This is a genomic window from Pediococcus sp. AC40, assembly GCF_030252485.1.
GTDB classification, from domain to species: domain Bacteria; phylum Bacillota; class Bacilli; order Lactobacillales; family Lactobacillaceae; genus Pediococcus; species Pediococcus acidilactici.
The window spans coordinates 920,477-939,538 of sequence record NZ_CP127012.1; the positions used below are offsets into that span (position 1 = coordinate 920,477).

A 19,062-nucleotide genomic window follows, 5' to 3' on the forward strand; every position below is an offset into this window, starting at 1 on the left:
AGTGCATGCATACTGGACAAATTATACAATTGTTAGCAGGATTTTATGATGTGCTAACTGAGCAACACGAAGTGATTCGCACCCGGGCACGGGGGAATTTTCGTAACCAACAAACTAAACCGTTGGTGGGAGATGTGGTCGATTTCAAAGAAAATTCGGACCAAACTGGCTACATCACTAGCATTCACCCCCGGAAAAACGAATTAGTACGCCCGCCGTTAGCCAACATTGACCAAGCGGTAGTGGTTACGGCAGCTACCCAGCCGGATTTCTCAGCTAATTTACTGGATCGGCAACTAGTGGCACTTGCCGAAAAAAAGATTAGCGCAGTGATCTATTTTTCCAAAACGGATTTATTGGATAACGAGGCTTACCAAGATTTAAAACAAATTGCCGACTATTACCAAAAAATTGGTTATCAAGTAGTTTTTCCTGTTCGCCAAAAAGACGATGCCGATGTGAAGGCGTTGCGCAAACTTTTTGCTGAGCGATTAACTATTTTTATGGGACAAACTGGAGCTGGTAAGTCGACGTTGTTAAACCGAATTGATCCGGATTTGAACATCCAGACCGGTGAAGTTTCTCAGGCACTAAATCGAGGAAAGCATACAACGCGGAAAGTTTCGTTAATGAACATTGACGGAGGATTAGTTGCGGATACGCCAGGTTTTTCCTCTTATGCGGTTTTTGAAATGGCGGATACGGAACTTAAAGAATGCTTTCTGGAGATAAAGCAAATCGGCCAAAATTGTCGTTTTCGCGAATGCTTACACCTTAACGAACCAGGATGCGCGGTGAAAGCTGCTGTAGAAAATGGAGAAATTTTGGCTAGTCGTTACGCTAATTATGAACAATTCATGGGGTTGATACGGTCCCAAAAACCAGATTATAAACGTAAAGGGTACCAGAAAAAAGATCGGAGGAAGAAGAAATGATTAAAGTAGCACCATCAATTTTAAGTGCAGATCCAGCAAATCTAATGAAGGATGTTGAACAGGTTCAAGGAGCTGACTACTTACACGTCGATGTAATGGACGGCAGTTTTGTTCCTAACTTAAGCTTTGGATTAAACACTGTTAAGGGCTTGGCACAAGACTGTGATATTAAGTTGGACGTACACCTAATGATTCAAAATCCGGAAAATTACGTGGAACAATTTGCCCAAGCGGGTGCTAGCATTATCGGAGTGCACGTAGAAAGCACCCAGCACATTGCCCGGGCTATCCAACTAATCAAACAAGCGGGTGCGCAAGCAGAAGTCGTTGTTAATCCAGGCACACCGCTAACTGAATTAGAAGAACTTTTACCAGAAGTGGATCAAGTATTAATCATGTCGGTTAACCCAGGATTTGGGGGACAAAAGTTCTTGGAAAGTTCGATTAGTAAAGTTAAACGTTTGTCAGCATTACGCCAAGCACGTGGTTTAGAATTTGACATCGAAATTGACGGCGGAATTAGTGACCAAAACGTTAAACAAGTGTACGACGCGGGAGTTGATGTGGCGGTTGCTGGATCATACATTTTTAACGCACCTGATTATACTAAACAAGTACAAACCTTAAAGGACCTTACTAAATAATGAAAATATTTAACCTATTAGTCGGCGGCGACCCGGCAAATTTACCAGAAAATTGGCAAGAATTAGATGGTGAATGGGTTGGCGTAGACCGCGGAGCATTACGTTTGGTAAATGAACAGCTTAAAGGTAGTTTGGCAATTGGCGATTTTGATTCGGTGAGCGAAGCAGAGTTTGCAAAGGTCGCAGCGGGATTTGATAGGGTGGTTAAATTAAACCCCATCAAAGATGATACGGACACCGAAGCGGCGCTAGCTAAGGTATTAAATATTGACGATCACGCACAGGTTCGCATTCTAGGCGTTAGCGGCGGGCGGATCGACCATTTGCTAGCAAACGTATTAATGGTGCTAGAAGCGCGCTTTCGGCGATTTGCTGAACAGATTACGTTGATTGACCGGCAAAATCGGATTACCTTTTTCAATTCTGGAAAACACACAATTAAAAAAGAAGCTGGTTTTAAATATTTGTCATTCATTCCGTTAACGCCCATCGACGCATTGACTTTGGATGATGAAAAATACCAACTGCATAATCACATGGTGCCCAATGCGCGGGCCTACGTAAGCAACGAGTTTATTGGTAGTACGGCTACCGTTTACTTAAGCAACGGATTAATTGCGGTTATTCAAAGCAAGGACTAAGTAAAACAAAAAAATGCTCTTAACAGCTAGATGATTATCTAACGGTTAAGAGCATTTTTTGTTTTAAGCTTTTAAGTGCTTGGTTATACACGAGTTACTTTACCTGATTTTAGAGCTCGAGCAGAAACCCAAACGCGTTTAGGCTTACCATCAACTAAGATGCGAACCTTTTGTAAATTTGGCTTCCAGCTTCGGCGGCTGTGGTTCAAAGCGTGTGAGCGAGTATTTCCAAAACTTGTGCGCTTACCGGTGACAAAATCTTTTGCCATGTTGAAACCCTCCTTTGTCACTTCTATATCTCAATAGAATCTATTTCAATTACCATAACAATTTATCACATTGCCCGGTATATTGCAATAGGAAACTTTCAAGTAATTATCCTTGACAGATATTTTAACGTGACGAAATAAAAGTTGCTGTCACTTCTGTTTAAGAATTGGCACGAACATAATTTCCCAGTATAATAGGAATTGACGTCGATTTATGGGGCAGGTTCTTGTATTTAGCGTCTAGATAAGATATGGTAAAATATCGTTGGTATATATGATACTAAGGAGGCAGGAAGATGGCTGTCAAAATTAAAACAAAAAATGGAACCATCGAGGTTTCAAACGATGTGATCGCGACGGTGGTCGGCAGCGCAGCTACGGATAACTATGGTGTAGTGGGCATGGCCAGCAAGAATCAAATCCGCGACAACATTAATGAAATTTTAAAACGTGAAAATTATGCACGAGGCGTGGTAATTAAACAAGAAGATAATGGGGTTGCAATTGACGTATACATCATTGTCGGTTATGGTACAAAAATTTCTGAAATTTCAAAAAACGTACAATCAAAAGTAAAATATAACCTGGAATCAATGCTAGGCATTTCTGCTAACTCAGTGAATGTCTTCGTTCAGGGTGTAAAGGCACTCAGCGATTAGTTCGTTGGGTTGGGAGGATAAAGAATTGGAAGCAATCGAAACCTTAGTTACTAATGAAGTTTTTGATCAGATGGTGCAGGCTAGTGCTGATCGCTTAAAAATGAATGCGGATTTTATTAACTCATTAAACGTTTTTCCGGTACCGGATGGAGACACCGGAACTAACATGAGTTTATCGTTAGAAAGTGGTGCAAAGTACGAAGCTAACGATGCTAGTGAAGAAGTTGGTCACTTGGCAGGTTCCTTAGCGAAAGGACTTTTAATGGGCGCGCGAGGCAATTCGGGCGTTATTTTATCGCAAATTTTCCGCGGCTTTGCTAAAAGTGTGGAAGGTAAGGAAAGCTTAGATGCCAAGGATCTTGCAGATGCGGTCGCTAATGGCGCTAAGACGGCTTATAAAGCGGTAATGAAACCTACTGAAGGAACTATCTTAACGGTGGTTCGGGAAGCCGCTAAGGCTGGTAACGAAGCTGCTTTAACGAGTGAAAATTTGGCTGAGGTAATGCAGGCAATCGATACCGCAGCGCAAGCAGCTTTGAAAAAGACTACGGAACTGCTCCCGGTTTTAAAGGAAGTCGGAGTAGTTGATTCTGGTGGTCAAGGATTGGTTTTTGTTTTTGACGCCTTTAATGATGTTTTAAACGGTAAGGACGTCAGCGAATATCAACATGAACCAGACGTTACTGAAATCAATGAAATGGTGGAAGCCAAGCACCACCAAAGCGTGCAAGGAAAAATTAATCCCGAAGATATTAAGTACGGTTACTGTACCCAGATGATGGTGCGGATCGGTAAGGGACTCCAAGTTTCTCAAGAATTTGATTACGACACCTTCTACAACTACCTTGCGAACTTAGGGGATTCCTTACTCGTAATTAATGACGATGAAGTGGTTAAGGTACACGTGCATACCGAACATCCTGGCGACGTTTTAAGCTGGGGACAACAATTCGGGGATTTAACCAAGATCAAGATCGATAATATGCGCTGGCAACAAGAAGAGATTATTGAACAAGACGACTCGTTGACGGCTCCCGAACCTAAGGAAGCCCCCGAAACGGCGGTAATCGCGATTTCTTCGGGAGACGGGATTTCAAAATTGTTTAATAGCTTAGGCGTTACCCACATTATTAGCGGTGGGCAAACCATGAACCCAAGTACGGCAGACATTGCTGCAATGATCAACAATTCGGGTGCTAAGCAAGCCATTGTTTTACCTAACAACAAAAACATCTTCTTAGCAGCAGAACAAGCTGTGGAAGTTGCTGAAATTCCGACTAAGATCGTTCACAGTCGGACAATTTCCCAAGGAATGGCGGCAATGCTTGAATTCGATCCCGAAGCGGAACTTGATGAAAATGCAAGTGCAATGGAAGATAACCTAGATACCGTCAAAAGCGGTCAAGTAACGGTTGCGGTCCGCGATACTAAGTTAGACGGACGTCAAATCCGCAAAGATGATTACATGGGCATGATTGATGGCAAAATCGTTAATACCGCTGCAAACCTCATGGAAGCAACTACTGAAATGGTTAAGTTAATGCTTGATGAAGATAGTGAGATTGTAACGATTATTTATGGCAAAGATGCAAACCAAAAACAAGCAGGTGAATTAGAACAGGCTATCTTAGCAATTGACGAAGACCTTGAAATTGAAATTCACGAAGGGGACCAACCCGTATATCCATTTTTAATTTCGGTTGAGTAGGCTAAGCGATTTAAAAGTGTTAAGCTAATGCTGAAATAGATTTTAGAGGCTATGACAAACGTAATTGATGTCACAGCCTCGATTTGCATTGTGGAGGAAAAATGAAAAGTCTGACAGATTCAGTGCAGGTATTGGCAGGAGTCGGCCCTAAGCGCGCGCAAGCACTGCAAGAGCTGGGAATCCAGACGATTGAAGACTTGATCACCTACTATCCCTTTCGTTACGAAGATTTAGCAGCAAAAAAGCCGCAAGAAGTTGCTGATCAACAGAAAGTTACTTTTCAAGGAATCGTGGCTACTGCACCGACCATTGCTCGTTTTGGAAGGCATAAGGTGCGGGTTAATTTTCGGCTATTAGTAGAAAACAGCTCGGTGATGGTCACTTTTTTTAACCAACCGTGGATCAAAAAGCAGCTTGAAGCTAACCAAGAAGTGGCTATCTATGGAAAATGGGATGCTAACCGGCAAAGTTTAACCGGAATCAAGATAATTACTGAAGAACAGGGAATGGAAGCTGTCTATCCCGCTAACAAACATATTCGACAAGCGACAATCCAACAATTAGTGGAGGCAGCTTTGAATGAATATGCTAAGCAAGTCCAGGATGTGATTCCGGAAGCTTTAATTGAAAAATACCGGTTAATGCATCGTTTGGCAATGATTAAAGCTTTGCATTTTCCTGGCGACGAGCAGATTACTAAACAAGCCCGCCGAACCGCAATGTTTGAAGAATTTTTAGTTTTTCAAATGGGATTGCAAGTGGTTAAATCGCGGGACCGCGTGGAAAAAGGAACTAAAATTGACTATCAGATCCAACTAGTTCGGGAATTTATCCAACAGTTGCCGTTTGAACTAACTGGAGCTCAAAAGCGGGTTACCAATGAAATTTTAGCTAACCTTAAATCAGCTTGGCATATGAACCGGTTGTTGCAAGGGGATGTAGGTAGCGGGAAAACGGTGGTGGCGGCAATTGCCATGTACGCCACCATCACCTCCGGCCACCAGGCGGCCTTGATGGCGCCAACCGAAATCCTTGCTGAGCAACACGCTAATAACCTCATTAAGTTTTTTGCCAATTTTGACGTTAAAATTGGTCTGTTAGTTGGCGGAATGCGTAAGAAAGTACGCAATGAGCTTTTAGAAGCTGTTAAAGCTGGAGAAATTGACATCGTAATTGGTACCCACGCTTTAATTCAAGACGATGTGGAATTCAAAAACTTAGGCTTAGCCATCATTGATGAACAACACCGCTTTGGGGTGAACCAGCGGCAAAAGCTGCGCCAAAAAGGAGCTAATCCTGATATCTTGGCGATGACGGCTACCCCAATTCCCCGTACCTTAGCCATTACTGCTTACGGGGATATGGACGTGTCGATTATTGATCAACTTCCTGCTGGTCGCAAGCCAGTGGTTACTAAGTGGTTGAAAAAAGGCGAGTGGGATAAAGTACTGGCATTGATGGAACACGAATTTAAAAAGGGACGGCAAGCTTTTGTGGTGGCACCGCTAATTGAGGAATCAGAAGTCATGGATTTGCAAAATGCCATGACATTGTATGAGGAACTAAAAGATTTCTTTGGACAAAGATATGCGATTGGAATCTTGCATGGTAAAATGGATGGTGCAGAAAAGGACCAAATTATGGCCGATTTTAAAGCTGGAAAGTATGCGGGGTTAGTCTCGACCACGGTAATTGAAGTGGGCGTAGACGTACCTAACGCCACCTTAATGGTGATTCAAGATGCGGACCGGTTTGGGTTAGCCCAGCTCCACCAATTGCGAGGACGGATCGGTCGGGGACAGCAACAAGCATATTGTTTACTGGTTGCCGATCCCAAAAATGCCGTGGGTAAGCAACGGATGCAAATCATGGTTGAAACCAATAACGGTTTCCGAATTGCCGAAGCGGACCTTAAAATGCGTGGGCAAGGGGATTTGTTTGGTCAACAACAATCGGGAGTTCCAGAATTTAAAGTCGGGGACCCGGTGGTGGATTTAGGTGCCTTACAAACTGCCCAACTTGAAGCTGCTAAGATTGTTAACCAACCCGATTGGCAATCCCAACCAGCTTTCCAAAACTTAGCCAAGTATTTGAACCAAGTTATGCAAATTGAGCAAGGATTAGATTAATTAAATTAGATAATAAACATAAGGAGAGTAAAAATGAAAATTGCCGTTGATGCAATGGGCGGCGACAACGCCCCCGAGCAGATTGTTAAAGGAGTGGCTGCCGCTCGTGAAGCTTTACCGGACGTGGAATTTATTTTATACGGGAAAAAAGATGAAATTACTAAGTATATGGACGACTTTCGGAACGTCCAAATTGTGCATACTGACGAAGTAATCACTATGGAAGATGAACCAGTGCGGGCAGTTCGACGTAAGAAACAGTCTTCAATGGTTTTAGCTGCTCAAGCAGTTAAGGAAGGCAATGCGGATGCAATTTTTTCTGCTGGAAATACCGGAGCGCTGTTAGCGGCGGGATTGTTCGTCATTGGCCGGATTAAAGGGGTCGACCGTCCCGGAATGACCACCACGTTACCAAGCTTACAAAGGCCTCACGATAATTTCACCATGCTTGACGTGGGTGCCAATGCGGAAAGCAAAGCCAAGAATCTGCACGACTTTGCTATTTTAGGTAATTTTTATAGTGCTAACGTAATGCATATTACGAATCCCCGGATTGCTCTCTTAAACAACGGTACGGAATATGATAAAGGGGATCGGATTCATAAGGAAGCTTATCAGTTGTTAAATGACGATAGCTCTTTGAATTTTGTCGGCAATGTTGAGTCCCGGGAATTGTTAAACGGTGCGGCTGACGTTGTGGTAACCGATGGATTTACCGGAAACGCGGTTTTAAAAAATACTGAAGGAACGGCGCTATCCATGCTTAAACTGGTTAAGGACACCATTTTAAACAGTGGCGTAAAAGGTAAAATGGGCGGTTTACTGTTGAAGTCCGCCTTTAGTCAAATTAAAGACCAAATGGACTATTCTAAGCACGGGGGTGCCGTACTCTTAGGGGTTAAAGCCCCGGTAGTGAAGGCGCACGGCTCTAGTAATGCTAACCAAGTAAAAAATGCTTTAATTCAAGTTCACGAAATTGTGGACTCCAAATTAGTTAAAAATCTTGCCGAATACTTTGACATGCACGTTAAATGTATTCAACAAGACGAAGTGGACAAGCCTCGGGAAAACAATTAAAATATTATCAGGATTTATAACAAATTTAAGGAGCAAGTAAATTGTCAAAAGAAGAAATTTTTAACAAAATTGCGGCAATTTTGGCAGACCGTTTTGAGTTGGATGCCGATCAAATTACCGAAAAACTTAACTTCAAGGAAGATTTGAACGCTGATTCAATCGATATCGTTGAATTTGTACTAGAATTAGAAGATACTTTCGGAGCTGAAATCAGCGATGAAGACGCTGAAAAGTTGACTACAGTTGCCGATGCTGTTAACTACATTAGTGAACATCAATCTTAATACAATAATGGGAAACTCGGTGATTGAATGTATTTTGGTCACCGAGTTATTCTTATCTATAAAAGAATTATTGAGTTTAAATTTAGAAAGGAATGATCGAGTTGTTAAAAGATTTAGAAGACGATCTAAGTGAAATGTTTGATATTCATTTTACCAAGCACGAACTACTGGACGAAGCCTTCACTCAAGCATCTTATGTTAATGAACACCCGCACCAAGGGTTGAAGTTCTATGAACGGATTGAATTTTTAGGGGATGCGGTTTTACAGTTAGTAGTTTCGGAATATCTATACAAACGTTATCCTGAAATGCCACAAGGAAAGCTAACCCGTTTGCGAGCTGCAATGGTTTGTGAGGCCAGCTTCAGTGATTTTGCCAAGGAATGTCATTTTGACCGGTACATCCGGCTTGGTAAAGGAGAGGAAAAATCCGGCGCGCGGCAGCGTCCATCACTTCTTTGTGATATTTTTGAATCGTTTATCGGAGCTTTATATTTAGACCAAGGACGCCAAGCGGTTGAAAAATTCGTCCGCCAAGTGATTTTTCCTAAGCTTGATGAAGGCCGGTTTGACCACATTATTGACCATAAATCTGAATTGCAAGAACTTTTGCAACGAAACGGTGAAGTGGAGATTAATTACGAATTAATATCTGAAACTGGGCCGGATAATGACTTGGTTTTCACCGTTCAGGTAAGTGCGGCTAACCAAGTTTTAGCGAAAGGTAGCGGACATTCTAAAAAAGCGGCGGAACAAAATGCCGCTAACAAAGCTTTACAAAAATTGCGTAATAGGAATTAGGTATTTTTAATGAAACTACGGACAATTGAAATTAGCGGATTTAAATCTTTTGCTGACCATACCAAGATCGATTTTAAGGATGGGATCACGGGGATCGTTGGTCCGAATGGCTCGGGTAAAAGTAATATTATTGAGGCCATTCGCTGGGTGATGGGGGAAACTTCCGCTAAGAGTCTTCGAGGTGGAAAAATGCCCGACGTAATTTTTTCCGGAACCCAGAAACGTAAGCCGCTTTCCCGGGCAGCGGTCAGCATCGTTTTTGATAATTCGGATCATTTCTTAGATTCCAAATTTGACGAAGTAATGATTAGCCGACGCCTTTTTCGAAATGGTGAAAGCCAGTACGAATTGAACCATCAGGAGTGTCGTTTAAAAGATATCCTAAATTTGTTTATCGACACTGGGTTAGGTCGCGAATCTCTGTCGGTAATCTCGCAAGGAAAAATCGAAGAAATTTTTAATAGTAAACCGGAAGATCGTCGCGCGATCATTGAAGAGGCTGCCGGAGTGTTGGAGTACAAGCAAGATAAACGGCGGGCTGAAAGTGAATTAGAAAAGACCAGTGGCTATTTAGAACGGGTTAATGATTTAATTGTGGAACTTCAAAAACAGGTGGAACCTCTCGAAGAACAAGCTGCGGTAGCAAAGGACTATTTGCAACAAAAAAAGCGGTTTGACCGCTTAGAACAAACCCGGTTAGTGCGAACAATTACTCGTAATAGCGACCTCCAAAAGCGGTGGGCAAAGGAAGCTGAAGTTAAGCAAACTGAGGCGCATCAATTAGAAAATAAATTAAACGAGTTGGTTAAGCAGCGTGACCGGCTTAAGGAACAAGTGAACCAGCAAAGTAAGCAAAAAGACGACCTCCAAGCGGAGTTAGTCCGCTTAAACCGGCTTGAACAACAATTAGCTGGGGAGCATGACTTACAGATTGAACGCCGGAAATATTTTGAGCAAGAACAAAGCCGCTTAACGGAACAAATCGAACAAGTACAAGAGCAAATTGATGCGGGACAGCAGGACTTAAAGGACTTAGAACAATTAACCGCCGATCTTAATCGACAAATTAAAAAGACTAAGCAAGCTTTACAACTATTAACTGATGATCATCAAGAACAAAAGAAGGCTGATTTGCAAGCCCAAATTGAAGACTTCCGGGCGCAGTATGTTGACCATCTCCAAAAATTAACCTCATTGAAGAATCAATATAGTTTTAGCCAGCAAGATCAAAAGCGTGATGAACAACAACGGCTGAATGTGGAGTTAAATTTAGCACGGTTTAACAAAGAGCTTCAAGAGCTTCAGACTAAACTAGCTGAATTAAACCAAGCGGTGGCTAACACTACGGAAATTTTTCAAAAACAAACTGATAAACTTCAAGAACTGACGCAAAGGCGCAACCGACTAAGCCAAGAATACGAGGAAGCGCGTCAGCAGTGGCTAGACGGGTCGGACATCGTGCACCGCGCAACCAGCAAATTAGAAGCTCTGACCAGTTTGAAAAATGAATACACGGGCTTTTATCAAGGAGTACGTGCGGTTTTACAACAAAGGGAGCGGTTTCCAGGGTTGGTTGGTCCAGTTGCGGACGTGATTGAAGTACCGGAACAGTACACCGTGGCAATTGAAACCGCGTTAGGAAGCCAAATTCAAAACGTAGTGGTGGACACGGACCAAACTGCCAAGTCGATTATCGAATTTTTAAAGAAACAACGCCAAGGCAGGGTAACGTTCTTACCCCGAAATACGTTGCAGGCGCGAACGATTCGTAGCGAAATGCTTACGCAAGTTCACTCGCTAGCTGGTTTTTGCGGGGTGGCAAGTGATTTAATCAAGGTTGCTAACGTTGACCGCGTAGTTAGCCAGCATTTGCTAGGGACAACGTTGATTGCGGATAATTTAGACCATGCCTTACAAATTTCACAACGAATTCAGCGCCGCTACCGGGTGATTACTTTGGCCGGTGACGTAGTGGGCGTTGGGGGAACGATGACTGGTGGAACCATGAAACATGGTCGCCAAGGACTTTTGCAACAGGACCAAGAAATCAAGCGGCTGCAAACGCAAATTGCCGAAATGAAGCAAAAGTTAGCGATAAAGGAAAGGCATGTGCAAGAGTTATTAGCGCAGGGTAAACAAGTTCAAGGTGAAATAGCAAAATTAACTGAAACGCAGCGAACCAGCGAACAGTCTAAGGTTAAGGCAGAAAATCAAGTTAGCTTAACTAAAGAGCGGATTGCCGAACTCGAACGTCGGATTAAAGCTACTAACTTTGAATTAACCCAGTTGAGCCCAGTAGATGACGCAATTCAAAAATTACCTGCCCAAATCAGCGAATTAGAAGCAAAAATTCAAGATTTAAAGGACCAAACGGCCGAAAAGCAAAAGCAATTGGCACTTTTTGATAACGATGCTGAAGCTCGTCAGGAACAACGGGCTGAATTACAAATAAAATTAGCAAAACTAAACGAGCAGTACTCCCAAAAAGAACAACAATTTCAGACGGCAAGGCAAACCCAAATTGACTTACAGGATCGTTTGGAAGAAACTCGGCGTCAGTTAGTTCAGCTACAAGAAGAACAATCTTCTTCTGCGAAGTCCCAAACACAAGCGGTCAACTTAGTAGATGTTCAAAAACGTTTGAAACAACGTGAAGAAGCGATGACGAACTTACAAACAGAATGGCAAAAGGCTCAGGTAGCACAAGACCGGGTCATTGCCGACTACGAATTAACCCAAAAGCAATGTAGTGAAGCGCAAAGTCAGGTCCAAGAAGCGCAAAATACGTTGGCGTTGGTGGAAAGTAAAATCGAATTAGCTGCCGATCAGCTTAACGATGATTACCAACAAACGTTTGAAAGTGCTCAAGCAGTTGTTGACCAATCGTTGGACGATGAGCAGTTACGGCGTGAATTGAAATTATTGCGCCGGGGCTTAGATGAACTCGGCACGGTTAACCTCGGAGCGATTGCTGAATACGAGCGTGTTTCTACTCGTTATAATTTCTTGAAGGACCAAAAGGAAGACTTATCTAGTTCCAAACAACAGCTGGAACAATCCATTGCGGAAATCGATCAAGAAGCAAGTCAAAGATTTAAGCAAACTTTCGACCAAGTTGCTGAAGAATTTGGACAAGTGTTTGTTAAAATGTTTGGTGGAGGGCATGCCGAACTCGAATTAACTGATCCTGATAATCTACTGACTACCGGGATCGAAATAAAGGCCCAGCCACCGGGGAAGAAGCTGCAACGTTTGAGTTTGTTGTCCGGCGGTGAAAAGTCCTTAACGGCAATTACCCTATTGTTTGCAATTCTACAGGTTAAACCCGTCCCATTTTGCATTTTGGATGAGGTTGAAGCAGCCTTTGATGACGCAAACGTGGACCGGTTCGCGAAGTATTTGCGAACTTTCCAAGACACGACTCAATTCATCGTGATTACCCACCGAAAAGGGACCATGATGGAGGCGGACGTACTTTATGGAGTTACCATGCAAGAATCAGGTGTATCAAAAATGGTTTCGGTATCAGTTGATGAAATCGAACGAAGAGAGCAGGTGGGATAAATGGCATGGTTTTTTGGTAAAAAGAAAAAGAAGGCTAAAGAAGCCGAAAAAAAGGTTGAACCATCAACCCCAGTTTCACAACCCGAAGTAGAGGCTTCTCCGGATAAAGTAAAAGAAGCACCAACGAACACTACACCGGTAAAGGAACCGGAAAACAAACCAGAACCAACTCCGGCTAAGGAAGTTAGTTCTGCGGCACCAGTTAATGAAGAGCCCCAATTAAATGAAGCTGAAAAGTATGATCGGGGATTGGAACGTTCTCGAAAATCTTTTGGTCAAAAACTTTCGGCCCTGTTTACTAATTTTTCAGGGGTAGATGATGATTTCTATGATGATCTTGAAGAAACTCTAATCGAAGCCGACGTCGGCTTTGACACGGCGCTTGAGATTAGTGAAGAAGTTCGTGAAGAAATTGAGTTCGAAAACGTTTCGGACCCCGAAAAAATTTCGCAGCTAATCGTTCGGCGTTTGGTAGATTTATATACGCGTAACGGTAGTGCAGAAGATAACCATTTAGTCTTCAGTAAGGAAGGCCCAACGGTATTTCTTTTTGTAGGCGTCAATGGCGTTGGAAAGACTACCAGCATCGGTAAGATGGCGGCTCGTTTCAAAGCTCGGGGACGAAAGGTCCTTTTGGCAGCCTGTGATACGTTCCGAGCAGGGGCAATTCAACAATTAGAAGAGTGGGCTAACCGGGACGGTGTCGATATCGTTACCGGTAAGGAAAAATCTGACCCTGCTGCAGTAGCCTTTGAAGCGGTAAAAAAGGCCAAGGCTGAGAATTATGACTTGGTTTTCATTGATACAGCTGGTCGTTTACAAAATAAAGTTAACTTGATGAAGGAATTAGACAAGATTAAGCGGGTAATTAGCCGTGAAATCCCGGACGCTCCGCAAGAATCACTGCTAGTTCTGGACTCTACAACCGGGCAGAATGCGTTAACCCAAGCTAAAGCATTTTTGGAAACCACGAACGTAACGGGGATTATCCTCACTAAACTAGACGGGACTGCCAAGGGTGGAATCGTTTTGGCTATCCGTAACCAGCTTCACCTGGCAGTTAAATACGTTGGCTTAGGGGAAAAGGTTGAAGATCTTAGTCCGTTTAATCCGGAAGAGTACGTCCGGGGATTGTTTAAAGGTTTACTGGATGAATAGTGCCTATGGAAATTGAAAAGAATAATCGGGTCAATAGCTTGTTGGAATTTTATGAACAGTTGTTGACCCCGAAGCAAAAAGAGTACATCACCCTGTATTATGCTGATGACTATTCTTTAGGCGAAATTTCTGAGGAATTTCACGTTAGTCGTCAAGCAGTGTATGATAATATTAAACGGACCGTGAAAATTCTGGAAAAATATGAGCAACAGTTGCACCTTTTGCGTAATTTTGAGGCCCGAAACGCCAAATTTGACCGTATTAAGGCGTACGTTGCCAAGAAATATCCAGAAGATACCCAGCTCAAGCGTTTTTTAGCGGACCTTGAGCAAAGTGAAGAAGAATAAGACGGAGGGGCTGTCAATGGCTTTTGAAGGTCTAACAGAACGTTTACAGAAAACTTTTAATAATTTAAGAAAAAAAGGAAAGGTAACGGAAGCCGATTTACGGGATACCATGCGAGAGATTCGTCTCGCCCTGTTGGAAGCCGACGTTAACTTTACCGTTGTAAAGAAATTTGTTAAAACCGTCCGAGAACAAGCACTCGGTTCGGATATTTTAGAAGGATTAAATCCGGCACAACAAATCGTTAAGCTAGTTAATGATGAATTAGTGAAGATGATGGGAACCGAAGCTAGTCCTTTAAATCAGGCACCTAAGATTCCTACCGTAATCATGATGGCAGGGTTGCAAGGTGCTGGTAAAACTACGACGACTGGTAAATTAGCATTAAAGCTAAAAAATGAAAAGAAAGCTCGCCCGCTGTTAATTGCGGCTGACGTTTATCGGCCTGCGGCGATTGACCAATTGGTTCAAGTCGGTGAACAAATTGACGTCCCAGTTTATCAAGAGGGTACCGACGTCAGCCCGGTTGAAATTGTTCGGCATGGTCTTGAACAAGCAGCTGAAAACAAGAATGATTATGTTTTCATCGATACGGCAGGACGTTTACAAATTGATGAAAAGCTAATGCAAGAGTTAGCCGACATTAAGGATCTAGCACATCCGGATGAAATTCTATTGGTTGTCGATGCGATGACCGGGCAAAACGCGGTAAACACTGCGGAAGGCTTTAATGACAAGTTAGACGTCACCGGGGTAATCCTGACTAAGTTAGATGGAGATACTCGTGGTGGTGCTGCTCTGTCAATTCGAGCAGTAACCGGTAAGCCAATCAAGTTTGTTGGTCAAGGTGAAAAGATGGAAGACTTAGACGTCTTTCATCCAGACCGGATGGCTTCCCGAATCTTGGGCATGGGAGATATGCTTACTTTAATCGAAAAGACCCAAAAGGAATTCGACGAAAAGCAAGCGGCTGAAATGTCCCAGAAAATTCGGGAAAACACCTTTGATTTCAACGATTTCTTAGATCAAATGAATCAAGTTCAAAGTATGGGCCCGATTGAAGACATCGTCAAGATGATTCCAGGAATGGCGAATAATCCTGCGTTAAAGAACATTAACGTGGATCCGAAGGACATTGAGCATACTAAGGCAATCGTCTACTCAATGACTAAACAAGAGCGCGAAAATCCGGACATTTTAAATCCGAGTCGTCGGCGGCGGATTGCTGCCGGATCGGGTCGGCCAGTTGTCGAAGTTAACCGGATGATCAAGCAGTTTAACCAAATGAAGAAAATGATGAACCAAATGTCTAAGGGAAACTTTGGCCCAATGGAAGGGATGTTTGGTAACGGAATTAAAGGAAAATTGTCTAAAATGGCAATGAATTCGATGGTTAAGCGAAACAAAAAGAACAAAAAGAAGCGGATGAAAAAGAATAAAAAGCGGAAATAACCGTATTTTAGCTGATTAAATAATTAAATTTAATCTGTTAAGGAAAAAACCTTTACATCTCTTCGAATAACTGGTATATTATTACTCGTGAATAAATAGTGGAGGTGTTAACATGTCTGTAAAGATTCGTTTAAAACGTATGGGTTCGAAGAAGCGTCCTTTCTACCGTATCGTGGTTGCTGATTCACGTTCACCACGTGATGGTCGTTTTATCGCCCAAGTTGGAACATACAACCCATTAGTTGAACCAGTTGCTGTTAAGCTTGAAGAAGAAGAAATCATGAACTGGTTAAACAATGGTGCACAACCTTCGGATACGGTTAAGAATATTCTTTCTAAAGCAGGAATTATGAAGAAGTATCACGAAGCTAAATATACAAAATAGGTTTTAACCTGAAATGAAGGGCGTAAGTAAAACGGTTGTTTTATTACGCCCTTCTTTTTGTATCGGAGGAAGAATAATGAATTATTATAACGTGGCCAAAATCGTCAACACGCGTGGCTTACGCGGTGAACTCAAGGTGATTGCGTACACCGACTTCCCGGAAGAACGTTTCCAAGCCGGCACCGAGTTGCAATTGTTTAAAGACGCAAACGCAACGACACCAACCCAAGCGGTGACAGTGCAATCGGCAAAGCCTTTTAAGGGAATGTGGTTAATCCAATTGGCCGGGCTAGACTCAATCAACGAAGTCGAAAAGTTCAAGGGCATGATGCTAAAAATTGCTGAAGACCAGCTTCAAGAACTCGCAGATGGTGAATTTTACCAACATGAAATTATTGGTTTGACGGTAATTGAAGATGGACAAACCCTCGGCAAAGTGAAAGAGATTTTATCATATGGCCCTAACGATGTTTGGGTAGTTGAACGGCCGGGTAAAAAAGACTTGTTACTGCCATATTTGAACGACGTGGTTTTAAAGGTTGACTTAGATAAAAGTATTGTTGAGGTCGTGGTACCTGAGGGGTTAGATTAATGAAGATCGATATTTTAACTTTATTTCCGAAAATGGTTGAAGTGCCACTCCACGAGTCAATCGTGGGAAAAGCGATCGAAAGCGGCAAATTAGGCGTTGAGGTGACTGACTTTCGGGAGTATTCAACTAATAAGCACAAGAACGTTGATGACTACCCATACGGGGGCGGCGCCGGGATGTTGTTAACGCCGCAGCCAATTTTTGACGCTATGGAACATGTTAAAAGCCAAAACCAGCAATCGGCAGGTCGGGTCATTTTGGTAGATCCGGGTGGCAAACGATTCGACCAAGCGATGGCAGAAGACTTTGCGAAAGAAGAACATCTGACCTTTATTTGTGGCCATTATGAAGGTTATGATGAGCGGATTAAGACGTTGGTTGACGACGAAGTTTCTTTGGGTGATTTTGTGATTACCGGTGGTGAGCTAGCAGCGTTGACGATGATTGATGCAACGGTGCGCTTACTTCCAGATGTTTTAGGTAATGACGAATCTGCTGAAGATGATTCGTTTTCAACTGGATTACTGGAGTTTCCGCAATATACCCGTCCCGCTGACTTTCGAGGATTAAAAGTTCCCGAGATTTTATTAAGTGGTAATCATGGCAAAATTGACGAGTGGCGCCGAACCATGGCGTTAAAGAAGACGCTCGAACGTCGCCCAGATTTGCTAAAAACTGCTAGGCTAACGGCGGAAGACCAAAAAATCCTCCGGGAATTGCAAACGCCAGATATATAATGAGGATGAACATTATTTTAGCAATTATCTAGTAAAAGGATGACATGGCGCAAAGCTGGCCACCCTAAAAATATTTTAGAAGATAACTATGTTGCTAGAATAGCGGTTCATCCTCTTTTTACTAGTAACTTACGTTTTTTTAAATTATAATGAATCTAAACAAGTTAGGGGAGTGACTTTTATGACCAAAATCTTTTCCGTTCGTAATCTTAATTACGTGGTTAACGGAACCAGAATTTTAAATTCAATTGATTTTGATGCGGAACTTGGTGATTATGTTACGATAATTGGCCCATCGGGGTCGGGGAAAAGTACTTTTTTAAAGATTTTGGCCACGTTGCTGACCCCGACAAGCGGAACGATTATGTATCATGGGGAAGACCAGCTTGCGATCCCCAAAATTGAATACCGTAAGGAAGTTTCTTATTGTTTTCAGCAACCCACGTTGTTTGGGGAAACGGTGCGCGATAATTTAGCGTTTCCTTTTGAAATTCGTAACCATCCTTTTAATGCTGATAAGGCAGTTAGGTCGCTCGAACAGGTCGATTTAACGGCGCGCTTTTTGGACAAACCAATTGTTGATCTCTCAGGTGGCGAAAAACAACGGGTAGCGTTGGTACGCAACTTACTCTTCCCACCAAAGGTCCTTTTGCTAGATGAAGTTACCACGGGGTTAGATGTGGATACCAAGGCGATTGTCCATCAATTAATTGAAAAAATGAATCAAAAAAGTAAAATTACGGTTTTGGCAATTACGCACGATGAAGCCGAAATTGGTTTAGCTCATCGGTTAGTAACAGTTGAAAATGGCAGAATTGTAGGTGAACGACATGAACTTAATCGTTAGTCCCTTAGCATTATCCTTCGCCATCATCCTGGTGATTATTGCCTTAGGAATCAATTTACACGAAAAAATTGGTTTGGAAAAAGACATGGTGGTGGGAGTAGTACGAGCGGTTATTCAATTAACCGTCGTGGGTTACGTTTTAACGTACGTTATTAAGGTTGATCGGGTGTGGTTAACCATTTTAATGGTGTTAATCATCATCTTTAATGCCGCTCTTAACGCAAAAAAACGGGCGGACAAGATTCCCCACGCGTTTTTTATCAGTCTCTTAGCGATTAGCGTGGCCACCGTAACTACCATTTGCTTGCTAGTGTTGGCTCGCGCAATTAAATTTACCCCCAGCCAAATCGTGCCAATTTCTGGGATGATTGCTAGTAACACGATGGTGGCGATTGGTTTATGTTACCGTAGCATGAACCAAACCTTTAAAGACCAGCGTCAAGGGGTTTTAGAACGATTGGCGTTAGGAGCTAATTTAAAACAGGCGTCACGGGCGATTGTTCAAAGTTCAATTAAGACGGGAATGTCGCCGACCATTGACTCGGCTAAGACGGTTGGAATTGTAAGTTTACCCGGAATGATGTCGGGGTTGATTTTTGCCGGAGTGGATCCGACAAAGGCTATTTTGTACCAAATTATGGTAACTTTCATGTTACTAGCGGCTACTAGTATTGGTAGCGTGATTGCGTGTTATATGGCGTATCCGCTTTTTTATAATGATGATTTACAGCTAAAATAACTTTGCATCACAGCAGCGGATGTGTTATTATTTTATTTGGCTTGAATGCCAACAATTAACAATGTTCCGCTGGCTCCGGGTGAGTTAAGAAGATTGG

Annotated in this window: 19 protein-coding genes; 18 read left to right on the top strand and 1 reads right to left on the bottom strand. The window is 42.6% G+C overall.

Annotated features, from left to right (window positions below):
• The first annotated feature begins 5 nt into the window (after nucleotides 1-5).
• From rsgA to NL111_RS04450, 3 genes are read left to right on the top strand one after another with little or no spacing between them, the layout of a single operon-like run.
• On the top strand, nucleotides 6-935 hold the full coding sequence (rsgA, locus tag NL111_RS04440; protein WP_005916637.1) for a ribosome small subunit-dependent GTPase A: 930 nt from the start codon (nucleotides 6-8) through the stop codon (nucleotides 933-935).
• The gene (gene rpe / locus NL111_RS04445; protein WP_002831483.1) at nucleotides 932-1,579 is read left to right on the top strand and encodes a ribulose-phosphate 3-epimerase; all 648 of its coding nucleotides are present in this window, start codon (nucleotides 932-934) and stop codon (nucleotides 1,577-1,579) included. The genes rsgA and rpe overlap by 4 nt, the downstream gene beginning before the upstream one ends.
• Nucleotides 1,579-2,220, top strand: a complete 642-nt coding sequence (locus NL111_RS04450; protein ID WP_004165719.1) for a thiamine diphosphokinase — start codon at nucleotides 1,579-1,581, stop codon at nucleotides 2,218-2,220. Before rpe ends, NL111_RS04450 begins: the two co-directional genes overlap by 1 nt.
• Nucleotides 2,221-2,303: 83 nt before the next feature.
• On the opposite strand, the gene rpmB is transcribed toward NL111_RS04450, so the two are convergent.
• Nucleotides 2,304-2,489, bottom strand: coding sequence for a 50S ribosomal protein L28 (gene rpmB / locus NL111_RS04455; RefSeq protein ID WP_002831485.1), 186 nt, complete (start codon nucleotides 2,487-2,489; stop codon nucleotides 2,304-2,306).
• 296 nt (nucleotides 2,490-2,785) lie between these two features.
• Between rpmB and NL111_RS04460 the strand changes: the two genes are divergently transcribed.
• The 15 genes from NL111_RS04460 to NL111_RS04530 all read left to right on the top strand — a co-directional run bounded on the left by NL111_RS04460 (nucleotide 2,786) and on the right by NL111_RS04530 (nucleotide 18,965).
• Complete coding sequence (locus NL111_RS04460; RefSeq protein ID WP_002831486.1) at nucleotides 2,786-3,148, top strand: Asp23/Gls24 family envelope stress response protein; 363 nt, start codon at nucleotides 2,786-2,788, stop codon at nucleotides 3,146-3,148.
• 70 nt (nucleotides 3,149-3,218) lie between these two features.
• Nucleotides 3,219-4,856 carry a DAK2 domain-containing protein gene (locus NL111_RS04465; protein ID WP_502929580.1) on the top strand — a complete coding sequence of 546 codons (1,638 nt, stop codon included), beginning with the start codon at nucleotides 3,219-3,221 and terminating at the stop codon, nucleotides 4,854-4,856.
• 101 nt (nucleotides 4,857-4,957) lie between these two features.
• Entirely contained in the window at nucleotides 4,958-6,985 is a 2,028-nt protein-coding gene (gene recG / locus NL111_RS04470; RefSeq protein WP_024862404.1) for an ATP-dependent DNA helicase RecG, read from the top strand.
• A gap of 33 nt (nucleotides 6,986-7,018) precedes the next feature.
• Nucleotides 7,019-8,062 (top strand): phosphate acyltransferase PlsX, encoded by a 1,044-nt coding sequence (gene plsX / locus NL111_RS04475; protein ID WP_285110548.1) that lies wholly within the window; start codon nucleotides 7,019-7,021, stop codon nucleotides 8,060-8,062.
• Between the two features lie 41 nt (nucleotides 8,063-8,103).
• A complete protein-coding gene (acpP, locus tag NL111_RS04480) occupies nucleotides 8,104-8,346 on the top strand; it encodes an acyl carrier protein (RefSeq protein ID WP_002831490.1) in 243 nt (80 codons plus the stop codon).
• Between the two features lie 101 nt (nucleotides 8,347-8,447).
• A complete protein-coding gene (gene rnc / locus NL111_RS04485; RefSeq protein WP_002831491.1) occupies nucleotides 8,448-9,146 on the top strand; it encodes a ribonuclease III in 699 nt (232 codons plus the stop codon).
• A gap of 9 nt (nucleotides 9,147-9,155) precedes the next feature.
• Complete coding sequence (gene smc, locus NL111_RS04490; protein WP_285110549.1) at nucleotides 9,156-12,710, top strand: chromosome segregation protein SMC; 3,555 nt, start codon at nucleotides 9,156-9,158, stop codon at nucleotides 12,708-12,710.
• Nucleotides 12,711-13,868: a signal recognition particle-docking protein FtsY gene (ftsY, locus tag NL111_RS04495; protein ID WP_285110550.1), complete on the top strand. Its 1,158-nt coding sequence runs from the start codon at nucleotides 12,711-12,713 to the stop codon at nucleotides 13,866-13,868.
• A gap of 5 nt (nucleotides 13,869-13,873) precedes the next feature.
• Entirely contained in the window at nucleotides 13,874-14,215 is a 342-nt protein-coding gene (locus NL111_RS04500; protein ID WP_285110552.1) for a putative DNA-binding protein, read from the top strand.
• 16 nt (nucleotides 14,216-14,231) lie between these two features.
• Entirely contained in the window at nucleotides 14,232-15,665 is a 1,434-nt protein-coding gene (gene ffh, locus NL111_RS04505) for a signal recognition particle protein (RefSeq protein WP_002831496.1), read from the top strand.
• A gap of 112 nt (nucleotides 15,666-15,777) precedes the next feature.
• Nucleotides 15,778-16,050 carry a 30S ribosomal protein S16 gene (rpsP, locus tag NL111_RS04510; protein ID WP_002831497.1) on the top strand — a complete coding sequence of 91 codons (273 nt, stop codon included), beginning with the start codon at nucleotides 15,778-15,780 and terminating at the stop codon, nucleotides 16,048-16,050.
• Nucleotides 16,051-16,126: 76 nt separating this feature from the next.
• Nucleotides 16,127-16,642, top strand: coding sequence for a ribosome maturation factor RimM (gene rimM, locus NL111_RS04515; RefSeq protein WP_285110553.1), 516 nt, complete (start codon nucleotides 16,127-16,129; stop codon nucleotides 16,640-16,642).
• On the top strand, nucleotides 16,642-17,379 hold the full coding sequence (trmD, locus tag NL111_RS04520; protein WP_002831499.1) for a tRNA (guanosine(37)-N1)-methyltransferase TrmD: 738 nt from the start codon (nucleotides 16,642-16,644) through the stop codon (nucleotides 17,377-17,379). Before rimM ends, trmD begins: the two co-directional genes overlap by 1 nt.
• 181 nt (nucleotides 17,380-17,560) lie before the next feature.
• Entirely contained in the window at nucleotides 17,561-18,226 is a 666-nt protein-coding gene (locus NL111_RS04525) for an ABC transporter ATP-binding protein (RefSeq protein WP_002831500.1), read from the top strand.
• Nucleotides 18,210-18,965 carry an ABC transporter permease gene (locus NL111_RS04530; RefSeq protein WP_004165726.1) on the top strand — a complete coding sequence of 252 codons (756 nt, stop codon included), beginning with the start codon at nucleotides 18,210-18,212 and terminating at the stop codon, nucleotides 18,963-18,965. Before NL111_RS04525 ends, NL111_RS04530 begins: the two co-directional genes overlap by 17 nt.
• The last annotated feature ends 97 nt before the right edge of the window (nucleotides 18,966-19,062 follow it).

What these genes read in the sequence shown, in the direction of transcription:
- rsgA (WP_005916637.1), top strand. Translation starts at nt 6, where the DNA reads ATGCATACTGGACAAATTATACAATTGTTAGCAGGATTTTATGATGTG.
- rpe (WP_002831483.1), top strand. Translation starts at nt 932, where the DNA reads ATGATTAAAGTAGCACCATCAATTTTAAGTGCAGATCCAGCAAATCTA.
- NL111_RS04450 (WP_004165719.1), top strand. Translation starts at nt 1,579, where the DNA reads ATGAAAATATTTAACCTATTAGTCGGCGGCGACCCGGCAAATTTACCA.
- rpmB (WP_002831485.1), bottom strand. Translation starts at nt 2,489, where the DNA reads ATGGCAAAAGATTTTGTCACCGGTAAGCGCACAAGTTTTGGAAATACT.
- NL111_RS04460 (WP_002831486.1), top strand. Translation starts at nt 2,786, where the DNA reads ATGGCTGTCAAAATTAAAACAAAAAATGGAACCATCGAGGTTTCAAAC.
- NL111_RS04465 (WP_502929580.1), top strand. Translation starts at nt 3,219, where the DNA reads ATGGTGCAGGCTAGTGCTGATCGCTTAAAAATGAATGCGGATTTTATT.
- recG (WP_024862404.1), top strand. Translation starts at nt 4,958, where the DNA reads ATGAAAAGTCTGACAGATTCAGTGCAGGTATTGGCAGGAGTCGGCCCT.
- plsX (WP_285110548.1), top strand. Translation starts at nt 7,019, where the DNA reads ATGAAAATTGCCGTTGATGCAATGGGCGGCGACAACGCCCCCGAGCAG.
- smc (WP_285110549.1), top strand. Translation starts at nt 9,156, where the DNA reads ATGAAACTACGGACAATTGAAATTAGCGGATTTAAATCTTTTGCTGAC.
- ftsY (WP_285110550.1), top strand. Translation starts at nt 12,711, where the DNA reads ATGGCATGGTTTTTTGGTAAAAAGAAAAAGAAGGCTAAAGAAGCCGAA.
- NL111_RS04500 (WP_285110552.1), top strand. Translation starts at nt 13,874, where the DNA reads ATGGAAATTGAAAAGAATAATCGGGTCAATAGCTTGTTGGAATTTTAT.
- ffh (WP_002831496.1), top strand. Translation starts at nt 14,232, where the DNA reads ATGGCTTTTGAAGGTCTAACAGAACGTTTACAGAAAACTTTTAATAAT.
- rpsP (WP_002831497.1), top strand. Translation starts at nt 15,778, where the DNA reads ATGTCTGTAAAGATTCGTTTAAAACGTATGGGTTCGAAGAAGCGTCCT.
- rimM (WP_285110553.1), top strand. Translation starts at nt 16,127, where the DNA reads ATGAATTATTATAACGTGGCCAAAATCGTCAACACGCGTGGCTTACGC.
- trmD (WP_002831499.1), top strand. Translation starts at nt 16,642, where the DNA reads ATGAAGATCGATATTTTAACTTTATTTCCGAAAATGGTTGAAGTGCCA.
- NL111_RS04525 (WP_002831500.1), top strand. Translation starts at nt 17,561, where the DNA reads ATGACCAAAATCTTTTCCGTTCGTAATCTTAATTACGTGGTTAACGGA.
- NL111_RS04530 (WP_004165726.1), top strand. Translation starts at nt 18,210, where the DNA reads ATGAACTTAATCGTTAGTCCCTTAGCATTATCCTTCGCCATCATCCTG.